General features: G+C 60.3%; 18 protein-coding genes and 2 rRNA genes (1 of these 20 only partly in view). 16 read left to right on the top strand and 4 right to left on the bottom strand.

Going from position 1 to position 26820, the window contains the following annotated elements; translation table 11 throughout:
• The 8 genes from KVG85_RS16890 to yfiB all read left to right on the top strand — a co-directional run.
• Window positions 1-2459: ribosomal RNA gene (locus tag KVG85_RS16890) — 23S ribosomal RNA — on the top strand; it begins 435 nt to the left of the window's first position.
• Window positions 2460-2609: 150 nt separating this feature from the next.
• Window positions 2610-2725 (top strand): 5S ribosomal RNA (gene rrf / locus KVG85_RS16885).
• Window positions 2726-2878: 153 nt separating this feature from the next.
• Window positions 2879-6331, top strand: a complete 3453-nt coding sequence (recC, locus tag KVG85_RS16880; protein ID WP_217864424.1) for an exodeoxyribonuclease V subunit gamma — start codon at window positions 2879-2881, stop codon at window positions 6329-6331.
• Window positions 6328-10014: an exodeoxyribonuclease V subunit beta gene (gene recB / locus KVG85_RS16875; protein WP_217864423.1), complete on the top strand. Its 3687-nt coding sequence runs from the start codon at window positions 6328-6330 to the stop codon at window positions 10012-10014. The genes recC and recB overlap by 4 nt, the downstream gene beginning before the upstream one ends.
• Window positions 10011-12119 carry an exodeoxyribonuclease V subunit alpha gene (recD, locus tag KVG85_RS16870; RefSeq protein ID WP_217864422.1) on the top strand — a complete coding sequence of 703 codons (2109 nt, stop codon included), beginning with the start codon at window positions 10011-10013 and terminating at the stop codon, window positions 12117-12119. The genes recB and recD overlap by 4 nt, the downstream gene beginning before the upstream one ends.
• 119 nt (window positions 12120-12238) lie before the next feature.
• On the top strand, window positions 12239-12808 hold the full coding sequence (gene yfiR / locus KVG85_RS16865) for a regulatory sequestration protein YfiR (RefSeq protein WP_217864421.1): 570 nt from the start codon (window positions 12239-12241) through the stop codon (window positions 12806-12808).
• Window positions 12805-14073 carry a diguanylate cyclase DgcN/YfiN gene (gene dgcN, locus KVG85_RS16860; RefSeq protein WP_217864420.1) on the top strand — a complete coding sequence of 423 codons (1269 nt, stop codon included), beginning with the start codon at window positions 12805-12807 and terminating at the stop codon, window positions 14071-14073. Before yfiR ends, dgcN begins: the two co-directional genes overlap by 4 nt.
• The gene (yfiB, locus tag KVG85_RS16855) at window positions 14073-14573 is read left to right on the top strand and encodes an outer membrane lipoprotein YfiB (RefSeq protein WP_217864419.1); all 501 of its coding nucleotides are present in this window, start codon (window positions 14073-14075) and stop codon (window positions 14571-14573) included. The genes dgcN and yfiB overlap by 1 nt, the downstream gene beginning before the upstream one ends.
• On the opposite strand, the gene KVG85_RS16850 is transcribed toward yfiB, so the two are convergent.
• Entirely contained in the window at window positions 14570-15517 is a 948-nt protein-coding gene (locus KVG85_RS16850) for a LysR family transcriptional regulator (protein ID WP_217864991.1), read from the bottom strand. The genes yfiB and KVG85_RS16850 overlap by 4 nt on opposite strands.
• A gap of 149 nt (window positions 15518-15666) precedes the next feature.
• On the opposite strand from KVG85_RS16850, the gene KVG85_RS16845 reads away from it, so the two are divergent.
• Together KVG85_RS16845 and mmsB are read left to right on the top strand one after the other, a co-directional pair.
• Entirely contained in the window at window positions 15667-17193 is a 1527-nt protein-coding gene (locus tag KVG85_RS16845; protein WP_024011486.1) for a CoA-acylating methylmalonate-semialdehyde dehydrogenase, read from the top strand.
• Window positions 17194-17203: 10 nt separating this feature from the next.
• On the top strand, window positions 17204-18091 hold the full coding sequence (gene mmsB / locus KVG85_RS16840; protein WP_016770578.1) for a 3-hydroxyisobutyrate dehydrogenase: 888 nt from the start codon (window positions 17204-17206) through the stop codon (window positions 18089-18091).
• A gap of 200 nt (window positions 18092-18291) precedes the next feature.
• Here the strand turns inward: mmsB and KVG85_RS16835 are convergent, their stop codons facing one another.
• Complete coding sequence (locus KVG85_RS16835) at window positions 18292-18642, bottom strand: cupin domain-containing protein (protein WP_016770579.1); 351 nt, start codon at window positions 18640-18642, stop codon at window positions 18292-18294.
• A gap of 90 nt (window positions 18643-18732) precedes the next feature.
• A complete protein-coding gene (locus tag KVG85_RS16830) occupies window positions 18733-19620 on the bottom strand; it encodes a LysR substrate-binding domain-containing protein (RefSeq protein WP_217864418.1) in 888 nt (295 codons plus the stop codon).
• 215 nt (window positions 19621-19835) lie between these two features.
• Here KVG85_RS16830 and KVG85_RS16825 point away from each other — a divergent pair, with 215 nt between their 5' ends.
• Window positions 19836-20600 carry a sulfite exporter TauE/SafE family protein gene (locus tag KVG85_RS16825; RefSeq protein WP_217864417.1) on the top strand — a complete coding sequence of 255 codons (765 nt, stop codon included), beginning with the start codon at window positions 19836-19838 and terminating at the stop codon, window positions 20598-20600.
• On the opposite strand, the gene KVG85_RS16820 is transcribed toward KVG85_RS16825, so the two are convergent.
• Window positions 20590-20904: a putative quinol monooxygenase gene (locus KVG85_RS16820; protein ID WP_217864416.1), complete on the bottom strand. Its 315-nt coding sequence runs from the start codon at window positions 20902-20904 to the stop codon at window positions 20590-20592. The genes KVG85_RS16825 and KVG85_RS16820 overlap by 11 nt on opposite strands.
• A 182-nt stretch (window positions 20905-21086) precedes the next feature.
• Here KVG85_RS16820 and mdaB point away from each other — a divergent pair, with 182 nt between their 5' ends.
• The 5 genes from mdaB (at window position 21087) to KVG85_RS16795 (ending at window position 26819) form a co-directional block, all read left to right on the top strand.
• The gene (gene mdaB / locus KVG85_RS16815; protein ID WP_016771795.1) at window positions 21087-21677 is read left to right on the top strand and encodes an NADPH:quinone oxidoreductase MdaB; all 591 of its coding nucleotides are present in this window, start codon (window positions 21087-21089) and stop codon (window positions 21675-21677) included.
• 126 nt (window positions 21678-21803) lie between these two features.
• Window positions 21804-22721 (top strand): LysR substrate-binding domain-containing protein, encoded by a 918-nt coding sequence (locus tag KVG85_RS16810; protein WP_217864415.1) that lies wholly within the window; start codon window positions 21804-21806, stop codon window positions 22719-22721.
• Between the two features lie 96 nt (window positions 22722-22817).
• Entirely contained in the window at window positions 22818-23711 is an 894-nt protein-coding gene (locus tag KVG85_RS16805) for an NAD-dependent epimerase/dehydratase family protein (protein WP_217864414.1), read from the top strand.
• An 881-nt stretch (window positions 23712-24592) separates the two neighbouring features.
• Window positions 24593-25942, top strand: coding sequence for a GntP family permease (locus KVG85_RS16800; protein WP_217864413.1), 1350 nt, complete (start codon window positions 24593-24595; stop codon window positions 25940-25942).
• Between the two features lie 16 nt (window positions 25943-25958).
• Window positions 25959-26819: a MurR/RpiR family transcriptional regulator gene (locus KVG85_RS16795; protein WP_122508182.1), complete on the top strand. Its 861-nt coding sequence runs from the start codon at window positions 25959-25961 to the stop codon at window positions 26817-26819.
• The last annotated feature ends 1 nt before the right edge of the window (window position 26820 follow it).

The raw sequence follows: 26820 nt of genomic DNA, 5'->3' as shown, positions 1-26820 counted from the left end.
CGATAGTGAACTAGTACCGTGAGGGAAAGGCGAAAAGAACCCCGGAGAGGGGAGTGAAATAGATCCTGAAACCGTATGCGTACAAGCAGTGGGAGCAGACTTTGTTCTGTGACTGCGTACCTTTTGTATAATGGGTCAGCGACTTATTTTCAGTGGCGAGCTTAACCGAATAGGGGAGGCGTAGCGAAAGCGAGTCTTAATAGGGCGTCTAGTCGCTGGGAATAGACCCGAAACCGGGCGATCTATCCATGGGCAGGTTGAAGGTTAGGTAACACTGACTGGAGGACCGAACCGACTACCGTTGAAAAGTTAGCGGATGACCTGTGGATCGGAGTGAAAGGCTAATCAAGCTCGGAGATAGCTGGTTCTCCTCGAAAGCTATTTAGGTAGCGCCTCATGTATCACTGTAGGGGGTAGAGCACTGTTTCGGCTAGGGGGTCATCCCGACTTACCAAACCGATGCAAACTCCGAATACCTACAAGTGCCGAGCATGGGAGACACACGGCGGGTGCTAACGTCCGTCGTGAAAAGGGAAACAACCCAGACCGTCAGCTAAGGTCCCAAAGTTATGGTTAAGTGGGAAACGATGTGGGAAGGCTTAGACAGCTAGGAGGTTGGCTTAGAAGCAGCCACCCTTTAAAGAAAGCGTAATAGCTCACTAGTCGAGTCGGCCTGCGCGGAAGATGTAACGGGGCTCAAACCATACACCGAAGCTACGGGTATCACCTTCGGGTGATGCGGTAGAGGAGCGTTCTGTAAGCCTGTGAAGGTGAGTTGAGAAGCTTGCTGGAGGTATCAGAAGTGCGAATGCTGACATGAGTAACGACAATGGGTGTGAAAAACACCCACGCCGAAAGACCAAGGTTTCCTGCGCAACGTTAATCGACGCAGGGTTAGTCGGTCCCTAAGGCGAGGCTGAAAAGCGTAGTCGATGGAAAACAGGTTAATATTCCTGTACTTCTGGTTATTGCGATGGAGGGACGGAGAAGGCTAGGCCAGCTTGGCGTTGGTTGTCCAAGTTTAAGGTGGTAGGCTGAGATCTTAGGTAAATCCGGGATCTTAAGGCCGAGAGCTGATGACGAGTTACCCTTTGGGTGACGAAGTGGTTGATGCCATGCTTCCAAGAAAAGCTTCTAAGCTTCAGGTAACCAGGAACCGTACCCCAAACCGACACAGGTGGTTGGGTAGAGAATACCAAGGCGCTTGAGAGAACTCGGGTGAAGGAACTAGGCAAAATGGCACCGTAACTTCGGGAGAAGGTGCGCCGGTGAGGGTGAAGGACTTGCTCCGTAAGCTCATGCCGGTCGAAGATACCAGGCCGCTGCGACTGTTTATTAAAAACACAGCACTCTGCAAACACGAAAGTGGACGTATAGGGTGTGACGCCTGCCCGGTGCCGGAAGGTTAATTGATGGGGTTAGCTAACGCGAAGCTCTTGATCGAAGCCCCGGTAAACGGCGGCCGTAACTATAACGGTCCTAAGGTAGCGAAATTCCTTGTCGGGTAAGTTCCGACCTGCACGAATGGCGTAACGATGGCGGCGCTGTCTCCACCCGAGACTCAGTGAAATTGAAATCGCTGTGAAGATGCAGTGTATCCGCGGCTAGACGGAAAGACCCCGTGAACCTTTACTATAGCTTTGCACTGGACTTTGAATTTGCTTGTGTAGGATAGGTGGGAGGCTTTGAAGCGTGGACGCCAGTTCGCGTGGAGCCATCCTTGAAATACCACCCTGGCAACTTTGAGGTTCTAACTCAGGTCCGTTATCCGGATCGAGGACAGTGTATGGTGGGTAGTTTGACTGGGGCGGTCTCCTCCTAAAGAGTAACGGAGGAGTACGAAGGTGCGCTCAGACCGGTCGGAAATCGGTCGTAGAGTATAAAGGCAAAAGCGCGCTTGACTGCGAGACAGACACGTCGAGCAGGTACGAAAGTAGGTCTTAGTGATCCGGTGGTTCTGTATGGAAGGGCCATCGCTCAACGGATAAAAGGTACTCCGGGGATAACAGGCTGATACCGCCCAAGAGTTCATATCGACGGCGGTGTTTGGCACCTCGATGTCGGCTCATCACATCCTGGGGCTGAAGCCGGTCCCAAGGGTATGGCTGTTCGCCATTTAAAGTGGTACGCGAGCTGGGTTTAGAACGTCGTGAGACAGTTCGGTCCCTATCTGCCGTGGACGTTTGAGATTTGAGAGGGGCTGCTCCTAGTACGAGAGGACCGGAGTGGACGAACCTCTGGTGTTCCGGTTGTCACGCCAGTGGCATTGCCGGGTAGCTATGTTCGGGAAAGATAACCGCTGAAAGCATCTAAGCGGGAAACTTGCCTCAAGATGAGATCTCACTGGAACCTTGAGTTCCCTGAAGGGCCGTCGAAGACTACGACGTTGATAGGTTGGGTGTGTAAGCGCTGTGAGGCGTTGAGCTAACCAATACTAATTGCCCGTGAGGCTTGACCATATAACACCCAAGCAATTTGCGCTTAAAAGCCAGATTGCGGTGTGTGAAGACGAAACGAACCGAAAGTTCGAAGCGCACAAACACCGAAAGCTGTCACATACCCAATTTGCTGAAGCGAGGCCATCCGGTCACGAGTCAGTACCCGAATTTCTTGACGACCATAGAGCGTTGGAACCACCTGATCCCATCCCGAACTCAGCAGTGAAACGATGCATCGCCGATGGTAGTGTGGGGTTTCCCCATGTGAGAGTAGGTCATCGTCAAGATTAAATTCCGAAACCCCAATTGCGAAAGCAGTTGGGGTTTTGTTTTGCCTGCGAGAAAGTTCTTACAGCCTTCGCAGACCTCGTCCGGCTGTCACAGCCGGCCGACAATGCTAAGGTTCTGCCTCGGCTTTAGCGATTTTCCAAGGAATCCATATGTCGGACGCCCAGTCCCTCAACGCTGCATTCATGGTGGTTCAGAGTAACAGTCTTGATGAGCTGCGCAGCCTTGTGGTCAGCATCATGCGGCGCTATCCACTCGCACCCTTGGAGAACGAAATCGCTTTGGTACAAAGCAACGGCATCGCCCAATGGCTCAAACTGGCATTGGCCGAGGATCCCGAAGACGACGACCTTGGCGGTTGCGGAATCGCTGCGGCGATTGACGTTCAACTACCCGGCAGTTTCATGTGGCAGCTCTATCGCATGGTATTGGGACGAGAAGAAATTCCGGCTAAATCCCTGCTCGACAAAGCCCCGCTGACCTGGCGCCTGATGCGCCTCTTGCCACAGGTAATCGACCGCGCCCATTTCGAGCCGCTGCAACGCTTCCTCACCCACGACAGCGATCTGCGCAAGCGCTATCAATTGTCAGAGCGTCTGGCCGACCTGTTTGACCAATATCAGGTCTACCGGGCCGACTGGCTGGAAGATTGGGCGGAAGGGCGTCATCAACTGCGCAATGTGCGAGGTGAAATCAAACCTCTGCCAGCGACCAGTTGCTGGCAGGCCGAGTTGTGGCGAGCGCTGCTGGATGACGTCGGCGAACAAGGCATGGCGCAGAGTCGTGCCGGCGTCCATCAACGTTTCATGGAGCGCATCAACACTCTTGATGAGGCTCCGGCTTCACTGCCACCGCGTGTGATCGTTTTTGGTATTTCTTCGCTACCCGCGCAGGTACTTGAAGCGCTCGCCGGTCTGGCGCGCTTCAGTCAGGTTCTGCTTTGCGTACACAACCCCTGTCGCCATCACTGGGCCGATATCGTCGCCGACAAGGATCTGCTGCGGCATCAATACAAGCGGCAACAACGCAAAAGCGGGATGCCAGTTGTACTTGATGCCGAGACCCTGCATCAGCACGCACATCCGTTGCTGGCCGCTTGGGGCAAGCAAGGTCGCGACTATATCAACCTGCTCGACAGCTACGACGACCCCAACAGCTACCGCGCAGCCTTTCGTGACGGCCGCATCGACCTGTTCAGCGAAGCCCAGCCCCGCAACATGCTTAACCAGCTGCAGGATGACATTCTGGAGTTACGTCCACTTAACGAGACACGCGAACTCTGGCCTGCGGTCGATTCAACCCAAGACCATTCAATACGTTTTCACATCGCCCACAGCGCCCAGCGTGAAGTCGAGATCCTGCACGATCAACTGCTGGCGCGTTTCAGTGCCGACCCGGACTTGCGCCCCCGCGACGTAATCGTCATGGTCCCGGATATCGACAGCTATGCGCCGCATATCCGCGCGGTTTTCGGTCAGCTCGATCGATTCGACACGCGCTTCATTCCGTTCACTTTGGCGGATCAGGGCCAGCGTGGCCGCGATCCGTTACTAATCGCAGTCGAGCACCTGCTCAAACTCCCGGACAGCCGTTTCCCGGTCAGCGAGATTCTTGACCTGCTCGATGTTCCAGCTCTGCGTGCTCGCTTTGGCGTAGAGGAGCGCGACCTGCCAACCTTGCATCGCTGGATCGAAGGCGCCGGCGTGCGTTGGGGCATGAGCGCGGAGCAACGGGCCGGTCTCGGATTGCCGGAGGAACTGGAGCAGAACAGCTGGCATTTCGGCCTGCGCCGAATGCTGCTGGGGTACGCTGTCGGCAGTGCCGACGCATGTGCAGGTATCGAGCCTTACGACGAAATCGGTGGGCTTGATGCTGCCCTGATCGGGCCATTGGTGGCGCTGCTGGATGCCTTGGAAATCGCTCATCAGCAACTCACGCAACCGGCTCAACCGAAAGAGTGGGGGCTGCGCTTGCAGGCGCTGATGCAGGTGTTCTTTCAGGCGAGCAACGAGCACGACGACTACCTGCTGACCCAACTGGAAGAGCTTCGCGAAACCTGGCTGGAGACCTGCGAGGCGGTCGGGCTGACTGACGAACTGCCGCTGACTGTCGTGCGCGAAGCCTGGCTCGCCGGGCTGGATCAGGGCCGTTTGTCGCAACGATTCCTCGCCGGTGCGGTGAATTTCTGCACCTTGATGCCGATGCGTGCCATTCCTTTCAAACTGGTTTGTCTGCTGGGCATGAACGACGGCGATTATCCCCGCGCGCAACCACCGCTGGACTTCGATCTGATGGGCAGCGATTACCGACCTGGGGATCGCTCACGACGTGAAGACGACCGCTACCTGTTACTCGAAGCGCTGTTGTCCGCACGCTCTCAGCTCTATATCAGTTGGGTCGGTCGCAGCATCCGTGACAACAGCGAACGACCTGCCTCGGTACTGATCGGCCAGTTGCGCGATCACCTCGCCAGCGGCTGGCGTTCAATCGACCCAAGCCAGGATCTGTTGGACGTGCTGACCGAAGAACATCCTCTGCAACCTTTCAGCGCCCGCTATTTCCACGAAGGCGAGCAACTGTTCAGCTATGCCAGCGAATGGCAAGTTGTGCATCAAGAGCAAACGCATCAAAGCGAGGCGGAGTTACTCGCACCGTATGTTCAAGAGGAACCGCTGACACTGGCTTTACTGCAGGACTTTCTGCGTAATCCGGTTCGGCAGTTTTTCACCCAGCGTCTCAAAGTGTATTTCGAGGCCGCGCAAGCGCCGTTGGCCGATGAAGAACCTTTTGTACTGGACGCGTTGCAGCGCTACACGCTCAGCGACAGTTTGCTGGAAGCTGCGCTCAGCCAGCCGCAGGATGTCGATCAGGCACTGCAAGCCCGGGCGCTGCGCCTGCAAAACAGTGGCTTGTTGCCGATGGCGGGTTTCGGCGAATGCCTGCAGCGTGAACTGATCGAACCGCTGCCGGATCTTCTGCAACGTTATCAGCAGTTGCTGACGTTATGGCCGACGCCGTTGACCAGCGCGACCCCGGTCAGTCTCGATTTGCAGGGTTTGCGGCTGGAAGGCTGGCTCGCAAGTCTGCACCAGCGCGCCGATGGCGGCCTGCTGTCCGTTACGACCATTCCCAACAGCATCGGCTCGATCAAAACGCGCAAGTGGCATCGCCTGACCAAACCGTGGATCACCCATCTGGTCGCCTGCGCCAGCGGACATGCGTTAACCACAGCGCTGGTCGCCAGTGACGACACACTGTTGCTTGAGCCAATGGAGCGGGACCGAGCGCTGCGTTTGCTCGGTGACCTGCTTCTTGCCTGGCAATCCGGCATGCGCCAACCCTTGCCGATTGCGATAAAAACCGCGTTCGCCTGGTTGTCTCAAACTGACTCGGTCAAAGCCGAAGCCGCTGCACGAAAAGCCTATGAAGGTGACGGCCAGACCAGCGAGGGCGAGCGGCGTGAAAGCCCGGCACTGCTCCGGCAATATCCCGACTTCGATGCATTGTTGGCAGACGAAACCTTCACCGGCTGGTGCGACGCCTTGTACCGCCCATTATTCGAAGCGCCCTGGCGTTCCTTGTCCAGCGAAGGTGCGCGCGCATGAGTACCAAAACACCGTTGGCTCTGGCCTTCCCGCTGCGCGGCAGCCAGTTGATCGAAGCAAGCGCCGGCACCGGCAAAACCTTCACGATCTCGGCACTTTATCTGCGGCTGATACTCGGTCATGGCGGCGAGACAAGCGGTTTCGCGCGCGAATTGCTGCCGCCGCAAATCCTCGTAGTGACGTTTACCGACGCTGCCACCAAAGAGCTGCGTGAACGAATTCGGACACGCTTGGCTGAGGCCGCGCGATTCTTCCGCGATGAAATCACTGCCCCCGACGGACTGATTGCCGAGTTGCGCGATCAGTTCGATCCGCAACAATGGCCAGGCTGTGCCAACCGCCTCGATATCGCCGCGCAGTGGATGGACGAAGCCGCCGTCTCGACCATTCACAGCTGGTGTCAGCGCATGCTGCGCGAGCATGCGTTCGACAGCGGCAGCCTGTTCACGCAGTCGCTGGAAACCGATCACAGCGATTTGCTCGGCGAGGTACTGCGCGATTATTGGCGGCTCTTCTGCTACCCGATGCAGGGCGATGCGCTGAACTGGGTGCGCAGCAATTGGGGTGGCCCCGCAGCGTTGCTGCCTCGAGTACGCGGCTTGTTCGCCAGCGAGCGTGACACCGGTGAAGGCAAGGTGCCTGCGGAGCTGATCGCCGAATGTTTGCTGGAGCGGCGAGCGGCGTTGGTCGAACTGAAAGCGCCTTGGCGTGACTGGGCAGACGAGCTGCTTGCTCTCTGCCATGAAGGCGTGGCCAGCAAAACCGTCGATGGCCGCAAGATGCAGGCGCGTTATTTCGAACCCTGGTTCGAGAAACTCAAGACCTGGGCCGCAGACGAATCGCTTGAGCAACTGGACATTGGCACCGGCTTCACCCGTCTGACACCCGAAGGCATGGCCGAGGCCTGGAAAGGCCAGGCCCCGAGTCATCCGGGGCTGGACGCCATGTCCGCACTCAAATCGAGCCTCGACGCATTGCCGACGCCCGATGCCGCTGTTCTGCAACACGCTGCCAAGTGGGTCGGTGCACGCTTCGAAGAAGAGAAGCGTCGCCGCGCAGAAATGGGATTCGACGACATGCTGTTGCGTCTGGATGCCGCGCTGCAATCGGAGGGCGGCGAGCGTCTGGCAACGCTGATCCGCGAGCAGTTCCCGGTCGCGCTGATCGACGAATTCCAGGACACCGATCCGGTTCAGTACCGCATCTTTGAGAGCATTTACCGTATCGAGGACAATCACCCTGACACCGGCCTGTTCCTGATCGGCGACCCCAAGCAGGCGATCTATGCCTTCCGTGGTGCCGACATCTACACCTATCTTCGCGCACGTCAGGCCACTACCGGCCGTTTGCATACACTAGGCACCAACTTCCGCTCCAGCCACGGCATGGTGACAGCGGTCAATCACGTATTCGAACGCGCCGAGTCCCGAGAGCAGGGACGCGGCGCGTTTTTGTTTCGCGAAAGAAATGGCGAGAACCCGGTACCGTTCCTCCCGGTTGAGTCTCAGGGACGCAAGGAAACGCTGCGGATTGCCGGGCAAGACGTCGCGGCACTGAATGTCTGGCTATTGTCTGGCGATCAGCCGCTGTCCGGCGCGTTCTATCGCCAGCAAATGGCCGCCGCCTGCGCCAGTGAAATCACCGCACTGCTCAATGGCGGGCAAAACGGTAGCGCTGGTTTTGTTCAGGCAGATGGCTTCATAGGTCTGCGTCCTTCGGACATCGCGATCCTCGTCCGCGACGGTAAAGAAGCCCAGGCCGTACGCGCCGAACTCGCCGCCAGAGGGGTGCGCAGCGTTTATCTCTCGGACAAGGATTCCGTATTCGCCGCGCAAGAGGCGCACGACCTGCTGGCGTGGCTGAAGGCCTGCGCCGAACCCGATGTCGAGCGCTCGCTCAAGGCTGCGCTGGCCTGCACCACCCTGAACCTGCCGCTGATCGAGCTGGAGCGCCTGAACCAGGATGAAATGGTCTGGGAAGCCCGGGTCATGCAGTTCCGCGGCTATCGAGAGCTCTGGCGCAAGCAGGGTGTGTTGCCGATGTTGCGGCGCCTGCTTCACGACTTCCACCTGCCGCAAACCCTGATGCAGCGTAGTGACGGCGAGCGCGTGCTGACCAACCTTTTGCACCTGTCGGAGCTGATGCAGCAAGCCGCTGCTGAACTGGACGGCGAGCAAGCATTGATCCGCCATCTGGCCGAGCTGCTGGCACTGTCCGGTCAGGCTGGTGAAGAGCAGATTTTGCGTCTGGAAAGCGACGAGCAACTGGTTAAAGTGGTGACCATCCACAAATCCAAGGGTCTGGAATATCCGCTGGTATTCCTGCCATTTATTTGCTCGGCGAAACCGGTGGATGGCAGCCGCTTGCCGCTGCATTACCACGACGCTGCGGGCAAGGCGCAGATCAGCCTCAAGCCGACTCCCGAGTTGATCGCTCTGGCTGACGATGAGCGTCTGGCCGAAGATCTGCGGCTGCTGTATGTCGCGTTGACCCGTGCACAACATGCCTGTTGGCTGGGCGTCACCGATCTCAAGCGCGGCAATAACAACAGCTCGGTGTTGCACCTGTCTGCGCTGGGTTACTTACTCGGTGGCGGTGCCGCTTTGGGCGAGTCCAGCGAATTGAATCGCTGGCTGCGCGATCTGCAGCAAGACTGCGCGGCGATTGGCATCGGCGAAATGCCTCAGCCCACTGATGAGCATTACCAGCCGCCGCGCAATGAAGCAGTGCTACGAGCGACGCTACGGCCCAAGCGCAAAGCCAGTGAAAACTGGTGGATCGCTTCCTATAGCGCTTTGCGCATCAGCGACGTATTGAGCGTCGGCAGCGATGAAGCACCGGACAGTCCGCAGGCGCAAAAGCTCTTCGACGACGAGCGCCTCGACCCCGACGCACCTCGCGAAATCATCAGCGGTGGCGCCGATATCCACCGTTTTCCTCGCGGACCGAATCCCGGCACGTTTTTGCATGGCTTGCTCGAATGGGCGGGCGCTGAAGGTTTTTCGGTTACCCGCGAAGCGCTGGAAGATGCAATTGCCCGGCGTTGCAACCTGCGTGGCTGGCAAGGCTGGATCACCACGCTGACTGACTGGCTGCAGCATTTGCTCAAGTCGCCGTTGCCGATCGCTGGCGGGCAACCGCCGGTGGTTCTTGAGCAACTGAAGCAATACCGCGTCGAGATGGAGTTCTGGTTCGCCAGCCACAAAGTCGACGTGCTCAAGCTCGATGAACAGGTGCGCCAGCACACCCACAATGGCGTCGCCCGGGTGGCGGCGGAGCCGGTGCAACTCAACGGCATGTTCAAGGGCTTTATCGACCTGACCTTCGAGCACGCTGGCCGCTATTACGTCGCCGATTACAAATCCAATTGGCTCGGCGTGGATGATCAGGCCTACACCGTGCAGGCGATGGAGCAGTCGATCCTCGACAACCGTTATGACCTGCAATACGTGCTGTATCTGCTGGCATTGCATCGCCAGTTGAAGGCACGGCTGGCGGATTACGATTACGATCGTCACATCGGCGGGGCGCTGTATCTGTTTCTGCGCGGTACGCGTGCCGAAAGTCGTGGCGTGTACTTCGTGCGTCCACCACGGGAATTGATCGAACGCCTCGACCGGATGTTCCAGGGCAAACCCGAACCCAAGTCCGAACCCGCCTGGGAACAGGGAGTCCTGCTATGAGCCGCACATTCGCCGATCTACTGCCGACGCCGCTGGAAGCGGACAGCCTGTCGAAACTCTCGCCGCTGACCCGCGCCGATGATTTGCTGTTGTTGCTGAGCCGTTGGGTCGAGCGCGGTTGGCTACGTGCGCTGGACCGCGCCTTTGTCGCTTTCCTGCATGAACTCGAGCCCGAGACCGATCCGCTGGTGCTGCTGGCGGCGGCGTTGACCAGTCACCAACTCGGCCATGGTCATGTGTGTCTGGATTTGTTCGAAACCCTCAAGGCGCCGGATTTTGCCCTGTCATTGCCGCCCGAAGGCGATGTGCAGGGCGGTGTGTTGTTGCTGCCTTCGCAATTGCTCGAAACGCTCGATGGAGCCCATTGGTGCAAAGTGCTGGCAAGCAGCTCGCTGGTCGCCCTTGCCGCCGATGCCAGTGAACCAGCGCAGACACGTCCGTTGGTGCTGTCCTCCAAACGCCTGTACCTGCGCCGCTACTGGACCTACGAACGCCGCATCGATGCAGCGTTGCGCCAACGCTTGATGCAACAGGAGCCGACGCCAGATGACCTGCCGCAGCGCCTCAATCGATTGTTCGGCGGCGCGGAATCCGCAGCTGTCATCGACTGGCAGAAACTCGCCTGTGCTCTCGCTACGCGCAGCTCCTTCAGCATAATCACTGGCGGCCCGGGCACCGGGAAAACCACTACGGTGGTGCGCTTGCTCGCGTTGCTGCAGGCACCGGCCGTCGAGGCTGGCCATCCGCTGCGCATTCGTCTGGCCGCCCCGACCGGCAAGGCCGCTGCACGTTTGACCGAGTCGATCAGTCAGCAAGTGCAATCACTGCAAGTCGCCGAAGCGGTGCGCGCGGCGATCCCCAGCGATGTGACCACCGTGCACCGTTTGCTCGGCAGTCGACCGGGCACCCGGCATTTCCGTCACCATGCCGGCAACCGCCTGCCGCTGGATGTGCTGGTGGTCGACGAAGCGTCGATGATCGACCTGGAAATGATGGCCAACCTTCTCGACGCCATGCCGGCCCATGCGCGGTTGGTATTGCTGGGCGACAAGGATCAACTGGCCTCGGTCGAAGCCGGCGCGGTACTGGGCGATCTGTGCCGTGACGCCGAGGGCGGTTGGTACAGCCCGCAGACGCGGCAATGGCTGGAGTCAGTCAGTGGCGAGTCGTTGCAGGGCAGCGGTTTGCATGAGGACCGCGACGGCACCCACCCGCTGGCGCAGCAAGTGGTGATGCTGCGTCACTCGCGCCGTTTCGGCGAGGGCAGCGGCATCGGTCAGCTTGCGCGCCGGGTCAATCAGCAATTGGCCGATGAAGCGCGACAGTTGCTCGCGGCCGGCAGCTACGACGACGTGTATTCCCTGCCGCTCAAAGGCGAGCACGATCAGAAGCTCGAACGCCTGTTGCTCGAAGGTCACGACAACGGCCCGCAAGGTTATCGCCATTACTTGAGCGTACTGCGCGATCAGCGTCCACCGTCGACGCGGCCTCTTGAGCATGCGGACTGGACCGATTGGGCGCGGGAAGTCTTGCAGGCGTTCGATACGTTCCAGTTGCTGTGCGCGGTGCGCAAAGGGCCGTGGGGCGTTGAAGGTCTGAACCAGCGCATCACCGCTGCGTTGCTCAAGGCGCGTCTGATCGAGAGCGATCAGCAGTGGTATGAAGGTCGGCCGGTGCTGATGACTCGTAACGACTATGGTCTGGGCCTGATGAACGGCGACATCGGCATCGCCCTGAAACTGCCCGAGCGTGAAGGCGCAGAGATCGGCAAAACCGTTCTGCGCGTGGCCTTTCCGCGTAACGATGGACAGGGCGGCGTGCGCTTCGTGTTGCCGAGTCGGCTCAATGATGTCGAAACCGTGTACGCCATGACGGTACACAAATCCCAGGGCTCGGAGTTCGCCCACACGGCGCTGATCCTGCCGGATGCGTTGAACCCCGTGCTGACCAAAGAACTGATCTACACCGGAATCACTCGCGCCCGACACTGGTTCACCTTGATCGAGCCACGTGCCGGCGTGTTTGAGGAAGCGGTGCAGCGCAAGGTCAAGCGTCTGAGCGGGCTGATGCTGGAACTGGAGGAGGGCACCGAGCCTCAGGGATAACGTGCTGAATGACCGACAACGAATACTGACCAACCGGTCAGAGGCCGGCGCCTCGCTGGTGTTCTGGCGCTGTGCTATCGTTGCGGCATCATTTCGTTACGCTCCAAGAGAATCCCTCCATGAAGGTGGCCGTCTGGGCGACACAGCGTGTGGGGGCCTGCCAGCACGCATTGCTGATCGTTTTGCTCTGGTTGTTCACGGGCAGCGCCATCGCCCAAGCGCAAACCGGGCCGGCCGAGCAACGGGCCAAAGCGGTCACGCAAGTGGTGCTTGGCATCCTCAGTTATGCACGCTGGCCGGTGGAACCGGCGCAATTGCGCCTGTGCATCGTCGGCCCCACCGAATACACCGATGACCTGGTCAAAGGCACCACCCAAGCCACGGGCCGGCCGGTGGCTGTGCGGCGTCTGCTGGCAGACAACCCGGGCATCGTCAGCGAATGCGATGCGGTGTACATCGGCAAGCTCACCGCCGATGAACGCAGTCGCCTGTTCGCATCGTTGATCGGGCACCCGGTGCTGAGCATCAGCGAAGCAGACGATCAATGCACCGTCGGCAGTCTGTTCTGCCTGCGCGTTGGCGATGAACAAGTGTCGTTCGAGGTCAATCTCGACTCCGTGGCTCGCAGTGGTGTGCGCATACACCCCAGCGTGTTGCAGTTGTCCCGTCGCAAAGCGGCAGCGCCATGAAGCTGTTCAGTTGGAAGGCTCGCCCGACCCTGGGCTCGGTCATCGGCCGTGGGCATTTGATTGTCGCGCTGGTAGCGGTGGCAATGGCCAGTGTTTCGCTGACCTTGCTGGGCGTGCTGGCGCTGCGGGTGTATGCCGACCACAACCTGCATTTGATCGCCCGGTCGATCAGCTACACCGTCGAAGCGGCCGTCGTGTTCAATGACAAAGCGGCGGCAACCGAGGCGCTGGCGATCATTGCCGCGACCGAGGAAGTGGCAGATGCCCGAGTGCTCGACGCGCAGGGCCAATTGATCGCGCAATGGCAGCGCGCTGAGACCGGTTTGTTCTCCGAGCTGGAAATGCAGGTCACCCGCGCCATTCTGGAAAAACCGGTCAGCCTGCCGATCGAACATCAGGACCGCGAAATCGGTCGGGTCCTGCTCATCGGCCACGGCGGCAGCCTGATGCGCTTCCTGCTCAGCGGCCTGGCCGGGATTGTGCTGTGCACCGCGATCAGCGCCTGGGTCGCGCTCTATCTGGCGCGGCGGCAGTTGCGCGCGATCATCGGCCCGTTGCACAGCCTCGCCGCCGTCGCCCACGCCGCCCGTAGCGAACGAGCGCTGGATCGGCGCGTGCCGCCGGCGCAAATCGCCGAACTGGATAACCTGGGCAACGACTTCAATGCCTTGCTCGGCGAACTCGAGTCCTGGCAAACCCACCTGCAGAACGAAAACGAAACCCTCGCCCATCAAGCGACCCACGACAGCCTCACCGGGTTGCCCAACCGCGCGTTTTTTGAAGGCCGCTTGATGCGCGCCTTGCGCAACGGCAAAAAACACGATGAGCGGGTCGCCGTGCTGTTTCTCGACAGCGACCGCTTCAAAGGCATCAACGATAACTTCGGCCACGCCTCGGGCGACGCCGTGCTGGTGGCGATCGCCAATCGCGTGCGAGCGCAATTGCGCGAGGATGATCTGGTCGCGCGGCTGGGCGGCGACGAGTTCGCCGTGCTGCTCGCGCCCCTGCACACGGTCGAAGACGCTGAGCACATCGCTGACAAGATTCTCGCCAGCATGGACATGCCGATCACCCTGCCCGGCGACAGCAGTGTGGTGACCTCGCTCAGTATCGGCATCGCCGTCTATCCCGATCATGGCGCCACGCCGGGAGCCTTGCTCAACGCAGCCGACGCGGCGATGTATCAGGCCAAGCGCCTGTCGCGCGGCGCGCAATTCACCGCCGGGTCGGAGCGCCCGGTCGATTCCGTTCACACCAGGAGCTGATGCCCGTGTTCACTCTTCCCGTTCGACTTTTTTCCGCATTGCTGATGATCGCCGCGCTGACCCTGAGCGGTTGCCAGACCGCCCCACAGAAAGGCCTCACACCGGCGCAGGTCGCCGTGCTCAAACAGCAGGGTTTCGAGTTGACCGACGACGGTTGGGAATTCGGCCTGTCGGGCAAAGTGCTTTTTGGCAGCGACGTCGAAAGCCTGAACGCAGCCAGCACGGAAATCGTCGAACGCATCGGCAAGGCGCTGCTCGGCGTGGGGATCGAGCGCGTTCGGGTAGATGGCCACACCGATGCGTCGGGCAAGGAAACCCACAATCAGCAACTGTCGCTGCGTCGGGCCAAGAGCGTCGCCAACGTCCTCGGCACGGTCGGCATGAAACCGGAGAACATCCAGCTGCAAGGCCTCGGCAGCAGCGAGCCGGTAGCCTCCAACGACACAGCGGCAGGGCGCACGGAAAACCGCCGGGTGTCGATTGTGGTCAGCGCCGACTAATCGGCAAAGCGCATCTCCCGCGTTTCACCCATCAACAACGCCTGATTGCGCTCGGTCACTTCTCTGATGTAATCCCACAACAACGTAATCCGCTTCAACTTGCGCAGATCCTCCCTGCAGTACATCCAGAACTGCCGGGTGATGTCGACTTCCTCCGGCAACACCGGCAGCAATCGCGGGTCTTGTGCGGCGAGGAAGCACGGCAGGATCGCCAGCGAGCGCCCCTGCTGTGCGGCGACGTATTGCGCGATCACGCTGGTGCTGCGCAAGTTTGCGCTGGCGCCGGGCAGCACGTTGGCCAGGTAGAGCAGCTCCGAGCTGAACGCCAGGTCATCCACATAACTGATGAATTGATGCTTGCTCAAATCGGCCGGGCGGCGGATCGGTGGGTGTTTGTCGAGGTAGTTCTGGGTTGCATACAGCTGCAAGCGGTAGTCGCAGAGTTTGCAGCAGACGTACGGCCCGTGCTCCGGCCGCTCGAGGGCGATGACGATGTCGGCCTCGCGCTTGGACAGGCTGATGAAGTGCGGCAGCGGCAGGATGTCCACCGAGATCGCCGGGTAGGCGTCGACGAAATGGCTCAGTTGCGGGGTGATGAAAAAACTGCCGAAGCCTTCGGTGCAGCCCATGCGCACATGGCCGGACAGGGCCACGCCCGAGCCCGAAACCTGCTCGCAAGCCATGTGCAACGTGCTTTCGATCGACTCGGCATAACCGAGCAAGCGCTGGCCTTCGGTGGTCAGGACGAAGCCGCTGGTGCGGGATTTTTCGAACAGCAATGTGCCCAGCGCCGCTTCCAGCGAGCTGATCCGTCGCGACACCGTGGTGTAGTCGACAGCCAGGCGTTTGGCGGCGGTGCTGGCCTTGCGGGTGCGGGCGACTTCAAGGAAAAACTTCAGGTCGTCCCAGTTCAGCGAGCCTAGCGAGGTGATGTTTTTTTGCATGATGGTCGGGCTTATATGTGCGTTCTTATTAGAAGTTTGCACATCTATACTCCAAAAACAGTCCGACAACCAATTCGTGACACACGCCTCATCTCAGGGCGAACCTTTCGCCTTGGCTCCTACGATAAAAACAAGTTCTGGAGACCAGCATGAACGCATCGCTTACGCCCAACGACACCACGCTGCAAAAGGTCAAGCTGCTGATCGACGGCGAATGGGTCGAGTCGCAGACCACCGAGTGGCACGACATCGTCAACCCGGCCACCCAGCAAGTGCTGGCCAAGGTTCCGTTCGCCACCGCGGCAGAGGTCGATGCCGCTGTCAGCGCCGCCCAGCGCGCGTTCCAGACCTGGAAACTGACCCCGATCGGCGCGCGGATGCGCATCATGCTCAAGCTGCAAGCGCTGATCCGCGAGCACTCCAAGCGCATCGCCGTGGTCCTCAGCGCCGAGCAGGGCAAGACCATTGCTGATGCCGAAGGCGATATTTTCCGTGGCCTGGAAGTGGTCGAGCACGCGTGCTCGATCGGCACCCTGCAAATGGGCGAGTTCGCCGAGAACGTCGCCGGCGGCGTCGACACTTACACCCTGCGCCAGCCGATCGGCGTCTGCGCAGGCATCACGCCGTTCAACTTCCCGGCGATGATTCCGCTATGGATGTTCCCTATGGCGATCGCCTGCGGTAACACCTTCGTGCTCAAGCCTTCGGAACAGGATCCGCTGTCGACCATGTTGCTGGTGGAGCTGGCGATCGAAGCGGGCGTCCCTGCTGGCGTGCTCAATGTGGTTCACGGCGGCAAGGATGTGGTCGACGGCCTGTGCACGCACAAGGACATCAAAGCCGTGTCGTTCGTCGGTTCTACCGCTGTCGGCACCCACGTTTATGACCTGGCCGGCAAACACGGCAAACGCGTGCAGTCGATGATGGGCGCAAAAAACCACGCCGTGGTACTGCCGGACGCCAATCGCGAGCAAGCGCTGAATGCCTTGGTCGGTGCCGGTTTCGGTGCCGCCGGGCAACGTTGCATGGCCACGTCGGTGGTGGTGCTGGTCGGTGCCGCAAAACAGTGGCTGCCAGACCTCAAAGCGCTGGCGCAGAAACTCAAGGTCAACGCCGGCAGCGAGCCGGGCACCGATGTCGGTCCGGTGATTTCGAAAAAGGCCAAGGCGCGGATCCTTGAACTAATCGAAAGCGGCATCAAGGAAGGCGCCAAGCTTGAACTCGATGGTCGCGACATCAGCGTGCCGGGCTACGAGCAAGGCAACTTTGTCGGCCCGACCCTGTTCTCCGGGGTGACCACCGACATGCAGATCTACACCCAGGAAATCTTCGGCCCGGTGCTGGTGGTGCTGGAAGTCGACACCCTCGATCAGGCGATCGCGCTGGTCAACGCCAATCCGTTCGGCAACGGCACTGGCCTGTTCACCCAGAGCGGCGCGGCGGCGCGCAAATTCCAGACGGAAATCGACGTCGGGCAGGTCGGCATCAACATCCCGATTCCAGTGCCGGTGCCGTTCTTCAGCTTCACCGGTTCGCGCGGTTCGAAACTCGGCGACCTCGGCCCGTACGGCAAGCAAGTGGTGCAGTTCTACACGCAGACCAAAACGGTCACGGCGCGCTGGTTCGACGACGACAGCGTCAACGACGGCGTGAACACCACCATCAACCTGCGCTGAGGATTCGATCATGAAAATCGCATTTATCGGGCTGGGCAACATGGGCGCGCCGATGGCGCGTAACCTGATCAAGGCCGGCCACTCCCTGAACCTGGTCGACCTGAACAAAACCGTGCTGGCGGAACTCGAGCAACTGGGCGGCACCATCCGCGCTTCGGCCCGCGAGGCGGCGGAAGATGCCGAACTGGTGATCACCATGCTCCCGGCGGCTGTGCACGTGCGCAGTGTCTGGCTGGGTGAAGAGGGCGTGCTCGCCGGCATTCGCCAAGGCGTGCCGGCGGTGGATTGCAGCACTATCGATCCGCAGACCGCCCGCGACGTTGCTGCGGCCGCCGCCAAACACGGCGTGGCCATGGCCGATGCGCCGGTCTCCGGCGGCACTGGCGGCGCGACCGCCGGCACGCTGACCTTCATGGTCGGCGCCACCCCGGAACTGTTCGCCACCCTGCAACCGGTGCTGGCGCAGATGGGCCGCAACATCGTCCATTGCGGTGAAGTCGGCACCGGCCAGATCGCCAAGATCTGCAACAACCTGCTGCTGGCGATTTCGATGGTCGGCGTCAGTGAGGCGATGGCGTTGGGCGATGCGCTGGGGATCGACACCGGTGTGCTGGCCGGAATCATCAACAGCTCGACCGGCCGCTGCTGGAGTTCGGAGATGTACAACCCGTGGCCGGGCATCGTCGAAACGGCGCCGGCCTCGCGCGGTTATACCGGCGGGTTCGGTGCAGAATTGATGCTCAAGGATCTCGGGCTGGCGACGGAAGCGGCGCGGCAGGCGCATCAACCGGTGGTGCTCGGCGCGGTGGCGCAGCAGTTGTATCAGGCGATGAGCCAGCGCGGTGACGGCGGGAAGGATTTCTCGGCGATCATCAACAGCTATCGCAAGCCGCAGTAATCGCGATCAGCCCTTGTGGTGAGGGGATTTATCCCCGCTGGGTTGCGCAGCAGCCCCCTGGATTGTGTCAGGTGAACCGCGTGCTCAGGGGTTGCGACTGCTGGGCAGTCGAGCGGGGATAAATCCCCTCGCCACAGGTTTTAGCAACGCCGGGACATTTGCCGGGAAATCACGTCGGGTGATTTCCCGGCTTTTTTGCATCAGGCGAAGACGAAATATTTGCGCACGGTCTCGACCACTTCCCACGTGCCCTTCATGCCCGGCTCAACCACGAAGATATCGCCGGCGCGCAGGTGGATCGGCGCCATGCCGTCCGGGGTGATCACGCAGTAGCCTTCCTGGAAATGGCAGTACTCCCACTTCACATAATCGACGCGCCACTTGCCCGGTGTGCAGATCCAGGTGCCCATGATCTTGCTGCCGTCTTCGCTGGTGTAGGCGTTGAGGTTGACGGTGTGCGGGTCGCCTTCGAGTTTTTCCCACTTGCAGGCGTCGAGTACCGGCAGCGGGTGAGTGTCGCGCAGAACGGTGATAGGGGCGGTCGCGGTCATGGGGACTCCGGGCAAGTGGACTTGAGAATTGAAGTCGCACCCTATAGCGCCCGGTTGTCGCTCAGTTGTCTGGGGTCGACATCGGAGTGCTCAGAAACGCGCAGCGATGAGCGCTTGTAACAATGCCTGGGCATAACCCGGCAGCGCGGCGAAGTCTCTCGCGCAGAGCAATAACCTGCGACGCGCCCACGGTTCATTGAGCGCCACACATTTGAAGCATTCGACCTTCGCGCGTTCGACAGCGGCCAACGGCACGATGGTCAGGCCGGCACCTCGGGCGACCATGCGCATTGCTCCATCAAAGCCATCGGCGCGAATGCGCACCTGCATTCGTGCGCCGCTGTGCAGCGCCTGTTCTTCCAGATAGATCGCCAATGCGCTGTCGGCGCTGAGTCCGACAAAGTCGTGCTGCAACGCGTCGCTGAAACTGACCTCGGTGGCGTCGGACAACGGGTGATCGAGCGGCAGAATCAGCACCAGCGGATCATCACGAAACGCTTGAGTCTGTAAGCCGTTGGTGTCGACCGCGTCGGAGACGATGCCCAAGTCCGCTGCGCCTTCGCGCAAGGCATGGGTGATCCGCGCGCTGGGCAGTTCCTGTAGATCGATGTCGAGATTGGGATGGATGCGCAGGAAATCCGCGAGCACTTCCGGCAGGTACTCGGTGATCGCCGTGGTGTTGCACAACAGCCGCACCTGGCCTTTGACGCCTTGCGCATAATCGGCAAGGTCCTGCTGCATACGTTCGGCCTGTTGCAAAAGGATGCGCGCGTGGCGGGCGAGGGCTTTGCCGGCAGGCGTCGGGGTGACGCCACGGCGTCCGCGGTCGAGGAATTCGGCGCCCAGCGAGGCTTCCATCGCGCGGATTCGGGCGCTGGCGGCGGCGAGGGACAAGTGGCTGCGGGCGGCGCCGGCGGTGATGTTGCCGGTGTCGAGGATATGCAGGTAGAGGCGCAGGTCGGTGAGGTCGAAGTGCATGGGTTTGCCTGTGGTTTCGCGGTGGCTGGGCTGGCCCTTTCGCGAGCAGGCTCGCTTCCACAGGGACTCATGTACAGCGCAGATCCCGTGTGGGAGCGAGCCTGCTCGCGAAGAGGCCAGATGCCTCAACGCCGATGTCAGCCTCTTGCACAGGAAGAGGCTGCCTCAGTATATGGCAGATTTTCCCCCAGCCCGGATCAGTGCACATTACCCCAATGCACACACTAACCGACTTCTACCAAACCCTCGGCCTGACCCTGTCTCTACTGGTCATCGCCACCTTCCTCCTCGCCGGTACGGTCAAAGGCGTGATCGGCCTCGGCCTGCCCACCGTCGCCATGGGCCTGCTCGGTCTGGCTATGGCGCCGGCGCAGGCAGCCGCGCTGTTGATCATTCCGGCGACCCTCACCAATTTCTGGCAACTGGCCTTCGGTGGTCATCTGCAAGGATTGATCAAACGCCTCTGGCCCATGCTACTGATGATCTTCCTCGGCACCGGCATCGGCACCCTGTGGATCGGCATGTCCGGCGGCCATTGGGTGGTGCGCGAACTTGGCGCGGCGCTGCTGCTGTACGCATTGAGCGGACTGTTTCTGCCGACTTTGCACGTCAACCCGCGTCATGAGCGCTGGCTCGGCCCGCTGTGTGGGCTGATCACCGGCGTCATCACCTCAGCCACCGGCGTCTTCGTGATTCCGGCGGTGCCGTACTTGCAAGCGTTGGGGCTGAGCCGCGATGAACTGGTGCAGGCACTCGGCCTGTCCTTCACCGTCTCGACCCTGGCGCTGGCGCTCGGGCTGTTCTGGCACGGCGCACTCGGCGGTGGCGAATTGAGCGCCTCGCTGCTGGCGCTGATCCCGGCCATGCTTGGCTTGTGGCTCGGTCAGTGGCTGCGTCAGCGCATCAGTGCGGTGCTGTTCAAGCGGGTGTTCCTTATCGGACTGGGCGCGCTCGGCGCCCATTTGCTGATCAGCGGCTAGCTGAGGATTCGCTGAGCATGTCGATCGCGCGGATATCGAAATCACGCTCTAGATAGTCCATGCGTTTGGCGAAGAACGCTTTCATGTGCGGCAATGCCGAGTGCTCATCCAGATGCGCCTGGCTGGCCCAGATCTCGTAGAAGATAAACAGCGTCGGATCCTGCTGGTCGCGCAGCATGTGGTACTCGATGCAGCCCGGTTCGGCGCGGCTCGGCTCCACGTAAGCACGGAACAGCGCTTCGAATTCGCCGGCTTTTTCCGGGCGGGTCTTGGCGTGCAGGATGAAACCCTGGCGTTCACTCATCACAACTTCCTCGAATGCAGAAAGCGCTGAATGCTACGGCAACAATTGGCGATCGATTCGTGCGTTTTGATCAAATGTATTTTGCGCCGACGTGGCTGTTTCCGCGCGAGATCGATGGTTAATCTGCCGCCATTCCAATTCCTGTTTCAATCCAGCCTTGAAGGCTGCGCCGAGGTTTTTCGATGAAAAAAGTCCTGCTGCTCAATGGCGGTAAAAAATTCGCCCATTCCGATGGCCGCTACAACACCACCCTGCACGAAACCGCGCTGAGCGTGCTCGATCGCGGCGGTGTCGACGTCAAGACCACCTTCATTGATGAGGGCTACGACGTTGCCGAAGAAGTGGCCAAGTTCCTCTGGGCCGACGTGATCATTTATCAGATGCCGGGCTGGTGGATGGGCGCGCCGTGGACGGTGAAAAAGTACATCGACGAAGTTTTCACCGAAGGCCACGGCAGCCTCTACGCCAGCGACGGCCGCACCCGTTCCGATGCTTCGCAGAAGTACGGCAGTGGCGGTCTGATTCAGGGCAAGCAATACATGCTGTCGCTGACCTGGAACGCACCGCAGCAAGCCTTCGATGACCCGACGGATTTCTTCGAAGCCAAAGGCGTGGACGCGGTGTACTTCCCGTTCCACAAGGCCAACGAATTCCTCGGCATGACTGCGCTGCCGACCTTCCTCTGCGTTGACGTAATGAAGCGTCCGAACATCGACAATGATGTAGTGCGCTATGAGCAGCATCTGACTGAGGTGTTTGGCCTCAAGGCTTGAGGCTTTCAGGCTAATATCGGGGTCACAGCAAAAGATCGCAGCCTTCGGCAGCTCCTACAGGGGGAATGCATTCCAATGTAGGAGCTGCCGCAGGCTGCGATCTTGGCGATTTCAAAGAGGGAACCCGTGAAAGCCAGATCCGATGAGTTGCAGATTTTCGTCTGCGTGATCGAGTGCGGTTCGATTTCCGCCGCCGCCGAGCAGGTCGGCCAGACGCCGTCGGCCGTCAGTCGCACGCTGTCGAAGCTCGAAGCCAAGCTCGACACCACGCTGATCAACCGCACCACGCGGCGCATGGACCTGACCGAGGAGGGCAAGTATTTCTTCGAACAGGCCAAGCTGATTCTCGATCAGATGGATCAACTCGAAGAGCGTCTGTCTTCGCGCCAGCAAACCCCGTCCGGACGCCTGCGCATCAATGCCGCCTCGCCGTTCATGCTCCACGCCATCGTCCCCTACATCGACGAATTCCGGCAGCTGTATCCGGACATTCAGCTCGAACTCAACAGCAACGACCTGATCATTGACCTGCTGGAACAAAGCACCGACGTCGCCATCCGCATCGGCACCCTCGCCGATTCGACGCTGCATGCGCGTTCGCTCGGTTGCAGTCCGTTGATGATCGTCGCCAGCCCCGCCTATTTGAAAAAACACGGCGCGCCACGCCAAGTGGCGGATTTGAGCGAACACACGCTGCTCGGCTTCACCCACAACGAAGGCCTCAACCAGTGGCCGCTGCGCTATGTGCATGGCGACCGCTGGCCGATCAGCCCGGCGATCAGCGCTTCCAGTGGTGAGACCGTGCGCCATTTGGCGCTGGAGGGGCAGGGCATCGCCTGCCTGTCGCACTTCATGACCATCGACGACATCCGCGCCGGACGCCTGAAAGTCCTGCTCGGTGAATTCAACAGCGGCTACCGTCAGCCGATCAACGCCGTGTACTACCGCAACTCGCAACTGGCGTTGCGCATTCAGTGCTTCCTCGACTTTATCCAGGGCAAACTCGCCGCCTACGCCAGCGCCGAATTCAAGGCTGATTCGTGATCCCTGCGCAAGAGTGAATTGGTCGGGGGCGGGTTTTTCGCTGGGGTTCATCGGCCGATACTCGCTGCATCACTTATTCACGCAGGGAGTTTCTCCATGAATGTTTTCGTCACCGGCGCTGCCGGTTTTATCGGCGGTTCCATTGCCACCGGTCTGTTGCAGGCCGGGCACAAGGTTACTGGTCTGGTGCGCAGCGCCGAGCAGGCTGACGAAATCAAAGCGTTGGGCATGCATGCGGTAATCGGCACCCTTGATGACAGCCAGTTGCTGGCGCAACAGGCGCGTGCTGCCGACGCGGTGATCAACGCTGCCAGCAGCGATCATCGCGGTGCGGTGGAAGCGTTGCTCGATGCTTTGCGCGGCTCGGATAAAGTCTTTCTGCACACCAGCGGTTCGAGCATTGTCGGCGATGCCTCCGGCGGCAAATCCAGCGATGTCATCTATTACGAAGACAATCTGCCGGAACCGACCGTCGATAAGGCGGCGCGCGTGGCCATCGACAACCTCGTGCTCGCGGCGGCGCAGGATGGCGTGAACTCGGCTGTGATCTGCAACACCCTGATCTACGGCCACAGCCTGGGCGTCAACCGCGACAGCGTGCAACTGCCGCGACTGCTCAAGCAGGCGCGCAAAAGCGGCGTCGTTCGCCACGTCGGAACAGGGCAGAACATCTGGTCCAACGTGCACATCGAAGACGTCGTCGCCCTGTATCAGCTGGCGCTGACCAAAAACGTGCCCGGCACTTTCTACTTCGTCGAGAGCGGTGAAGCCTCGTTCATCGACATGACCACCGCCATGGCCGAAGCCCTCAATCTGGGCGAACCGCAAGACTGGCCATTGCAAGACGCCGAAGCCGAATGGGGCTATGAAATGGCCAACTACGGCCTCGGTTCCAACAGCCGCGTACGCGGCAAACACGCCCGCGACCTGCTGGGCTGGACGCCGAAGCGCACGTCGGTGGTGGAATGGATTCGTAACGAAATGGTGTGAATCCAGCGCGCACCGAGTGAAGCCATTCGCGAGCAGGCTCGCTCCCACAGGTTGACCGCGTTCTGCCTGAAGGAATGCGATCAAAAACTGTAGGAGCGAGCCTGCTCGCGATAGCGTCGTGTCAGTCAAATGATCTTGTTTTGACCCACCGCGATCGCGAGCAGGCTCACTCCTACAGATTGACCGCGTTCTGACTGGAGAAATGTGATCAAAAACTGTGGGAGCGAGCCTGCTCGCGATTGCGTTGGGTCAGTCAGAGAATCATGTTTTGACCCACCGCAATCGCGAGCGGCTCACTCCTACAACTTGACCGCGTTCTGACTGGAGGAATGCGATCAAAAACTGTGGGAGCGAGCCTGCTCGCGAAAGCGGTGGGTCAGTCAATGAAGATGGTGAATGTGAAGCGGTCTTCGCGAGCAGGCTCGCTCCCACAGGTTGATTGCGATGTAGCTGGAGGAATGTGATTAAAACTGTAGGAGCGAGCTTGCTCGCGATTGCGTTGGGTCAGTCAGAGAATCATGTTTTGACACACCGCAATCGCGAGCGGGCTCACTCCTACAACTTGACCGCGTTCTGACTGGAGGAATGCGATCAAAAACTGTGGGAGCGAGCCTGCTCGCGAAAGCGGTGGGTCAGTCAATGAAGATGGTGAATGTGAAGCGGTCTTCGCGAGCAGGCTCGCTCCCACAGAGTTGCGTGGTGATCTGGAAAGCCATGTAAATCCCGGCCTCTGATTTTCATTAATCACGACACCCCATACCCACCAGCGACACCTCTTGTCTCTCCCCGAAAATTACTTTCATGCGGTTTGAAATCTCTATCTCGAAATGATTTATGAGTTTCACAACCCATTCGAACGTGACCCTTCCGAGGAGTACCGCATGACGCCTTCCTTCGGCTATTGGCTGCTGGTCTACGCCGCCGTGGCCATCATTGCGCTGATCGTGTTGATCGCCCGTTACCGGCTCAATCCGTTCATTGTCATCACCCTGATTTCCCTGGGCCTGGCGCTGGTGGCCGGGATGCCGCCGTCGGCGGTGGTCGGTGCGTATGAGGCGGGTGTCGGCAAAACGCTGGGGCATATTGCGCTGGTGGTGGCGTTGGGAACGATGCTCGGCAAGATGATGGCCGAGTCCGGTGGGGCCGAGCAGATGGCGCGCACGCTGATCGAGAAATTCGGTGAGAAGAACGCGCATTGGGCGATGGTCTGCATCGCGTTTCTGGTCGGCTTGCCGCTGTTCTTTGAAGTCGGTTTCGTCTTGCTGGTGCCGATCGCTTTCACCGTGGAGCGCCGCGTTGGTGTGTCGATTTTGATGGTCGGTCTGCCGATGGTTGCCGGCCTTTCGGTGGTGCATGCGCTGGTGCCACCGCACCCGGCGGCGATGCTCGCGGTGCAGGCCTATCAGGCCTCGGTCGGGCAGACCTTGCTGTACGCGATTGCGATCGGCATTCCGACCGCAATCATCGCCGGCCCGCTGTACGCGAAATTCATCGTGCCGCGCATTCAATTGCCGGCGGACAACCCGCTGGAAAAGCAATTTCTCGACCGCGAACCGCGCGACAAACTGCCGGGTTTCGGCATTACGATGGCGACCATTTTGCTGCCGGTGGTGCTGATGTTGATCGGCGGCTGGGCCAACCTGATTTCCACCCCCGGCAGCGCGTTCAACCAGTTCCTGCTGTTCATTGGCAACTCGGTGATCGCGCTGTTGCTGGCGACTTTGCTGAGCTTCTGGACGCTAGGGATTGCCCAAGGTTTCAACCGCGAATCGATCCTCAAGTTCACCAACGAATGCCTCGCGCCCACCGCCAGCATCACCTTGCTGGTCGGCGCGGGTGGCGGCTTGAACCGGATTCTGGTGGATGCCGGCGTCACCGATCAGATCGTCGGCCTCGCCCATGAATTTCATTTGTCGCCACTGATCATGGGCTGGTTGTTCGCCGCGCTGATGCGTGTCGCCACCGGTTCGGCGACGGTGGCGATGACCACTGCATCAGGCGTTGTCGCGCCGGTGGCCATCGGTCTGGGTTATCCGCACCCTGAGCTTTTAGTGCTGGCGACCGGCGCGGGCTCGGTTATCTTTTCCCACGTCAACGACGGCGGCTTCTGGTTGATCAAGGAATACTTCAACATGACGGTCGCGCAGACGTTCAAGACCTGGACCGTGCTCGAGACGCTGATCTCGCTGGTCGCTTTCGCGCTGACCGTCGGCCTTTCCTACCTGCTGTAACCGGAGCCCGCCGCCCATGGACATCCTCTACCAGATCCGCGCCCGCCAGGATTCCTTCAGTGCCGGCGAGGGGCGCATTGCGCGGTTGATGCTCGACGATGTCGGCTTTGCCGCCAGCGCCAGCCTCGAAGACCTCGCGCAACGCGCCGAGGTCAGCACCGCCACGCTGTCGCGCTTTGCCCGCACGGTCGGCTGCCGTGACCTGCGTGATCTGCGTCTGCAACTGGCCCAGGCCAGCGGCGTTGGCAGCCGGTTTCTCGACCCGGCGGGCACGCCTGAGCAGTCGGCGTTCTACGGGCAGATCGTCGGCGACATCGAAACCACCCTGCGCCAGCATCTGGCCGGTTTCGACGAATCGCGCTTCGCCGACGCAGTGAAATTACTCGGTCAGGCGCGGATGATTCACGCGTTCGGCATGGGCGGTTGCTCAACCCTGTGCAGCGATGAATTGCAGGTGCGCCTAGTGCGCCTCGGTTACCCGATTGCGGTGTGCCACGACGCGGTGATGATGCGCGTCACCGCCGCCAGTTTGAACGCCGAGCAAGTGCTGATCGCCTGCTCGCTGACCGGCATCACCCCGGAGCTTTTGGAAACCGTGGAGCTGGCGCGCAACTACGGCGCGCGCATTCTCGCCATCACTCGCGGCGATTCACCACTGGCCGAACTGGCCGACGTCGTGCTGCCGCTGCAAGGCGCAGAAACCTCGTTCATCTACAAACCGACGGCGGCGCGCTACGGCATGCTGTTGGCCATCGACGTGCTCGCCACCGAACTGGCGCTGGCCAGCCCTGAAGACAATCAAGAACGTCTGCGGCGAATCAAACTCGCCCTCGACGAATACCGTGGCGGCGACGATCACCTGCCGCTGGGAGACTGAC

Origin of the sequence: Pseudomonas triticicola, assembly GCF_019145375.1 — a bacterium.
GTDB lineage: Bacteria > Pseudomonadota > Gammaproteobacteria > Pseudomonadales > Pseudomonadaceae > Aquipseudomonas > Aquipseudomonas triticicola.
Note: the sequence above shows the minus strand (reverse complement) of the source record. Positions and strands in the feature narration are given on the sequence as shown.

Excerpts from the sequence above, each read along its gene's own strand:
- recC (WP_217864424.1), top strand. The coding sequence starts at position 2,879 with ATGTCGGACGCCCAGTCCCTCAACGCTGCATTCATGGTGGTTCAGAGT.
- recB (WP_217864423.1), top strand. The coding sequence starts at position 6,328 with ATGAGTACCAAAACACCGTTGGCTCTGGCCTTCCCGCTGCGCGGCAGC.
- recD (WP_217864422.1), top strand. The coding sequence starts at position 10,011 with ATGAGCCGCACATTCGCCGATCTACTGCCGACGCCGCTGGAAGCGGAC.
- yfiR (WP_217864421.1), top strand. The coding sequence starts at position 12,239 with ATGAAGGTGGCCGTCTGGGCGACACAGCGTGTGGGGGCCTGCCAGCAC.
- dgcN (WP_217864420.1), top strand. The coding sequence starts at position 12,805 with ATGAAGCTGTTCAGTTGGAAGGCTCGCCCGACCCTGGGCTCGGTCATC.
- yfiB (WP_217864419.1), top strand. The coding sequence starts at position 14,073 with ATGCCCGTGTTCACTCTTCCCGTTCGACTTTTTTCCGCATTGCTGATG.
- KVG85_RS16850 (WP_217864991.1), bottom strand. The coding sequence starts at position 15,517 with ATGCAAAAAAACATCACCTCGCTAGGCTCGCTGAACTGGGACGACCTG.
- KVG85_RS16845 (WP_024011486.1), top strand. The coding sequence starts at position 15,667 with ATGAACGCATCGCTTACGCCCAACGACACCACGCTGCAAAAGGTCAAG.
- mmsB (WP_016770578.1), top strand. The coding sequence starts at position 17,204 with ATGAAAATCGCATTTATCGGGCTGGGCAACATGGGCGCGCCGATGGCG.
- KVG85_RS16835 (WP_016770579.1), bottom strand. The coding sequence starts at position 18,642 with ATGACCGCGACCGCCCCTATCACCGTTCTGCGCGACACTCACCCGCTG.
- KVG85_RS16830 (WP_217864418.1), bottom strand. The coding sequence starts at position 19,620 with ATGCACTTCGACCTCACCGACCTGCGCCTCTACCTGCATATCCTCGAC.
- KVG85_RS16825 (WP_217864417.1), top strand. The coding sequence starts at position 19,836 with ATGCACACACTAACCGACTTCTACCAAACCCTCGGCCTGACCCTGTCT.
- KVG85_RS16820 (WP_217864416.1), bottom strand. The coding sequence starts at position 20,904 with ATGAGTGAACGCCAGGGTTTCATCCTGCACGCCAAGACCCGCCCGGAA.
- mdaB (WP_016771795.1), top strand. The coding sequence starts at position 21,087 with ATGAAAAAAGTCCTGCTGCTCAATGGCGGTAAAAAATTCGCCCATTCC.
- KVG85_RS16805 (WP_217864414.1), top strand. The coding sequence starts at position 22,818 with ATGAATGTTTTCGTCACCGGCGCTGCCGGTTTTATCGGCGGTTCCATT.
- KVG85_RS16800 (WP_217864413.1), top strand. The coding sequence starts at position 24,593 with ATGACGCCTTCCTTCGGCTATTGGCTGCTGGTCTACGCCGCCGTGGCC.
- KVG85_RS16795 (WP_122508182.1), top strand. The coding sequence starts at position 25,959 with ATGGACATCCTCTACCAGATCCGCGCCCGCCAGGATTCCTTCAGTGCC.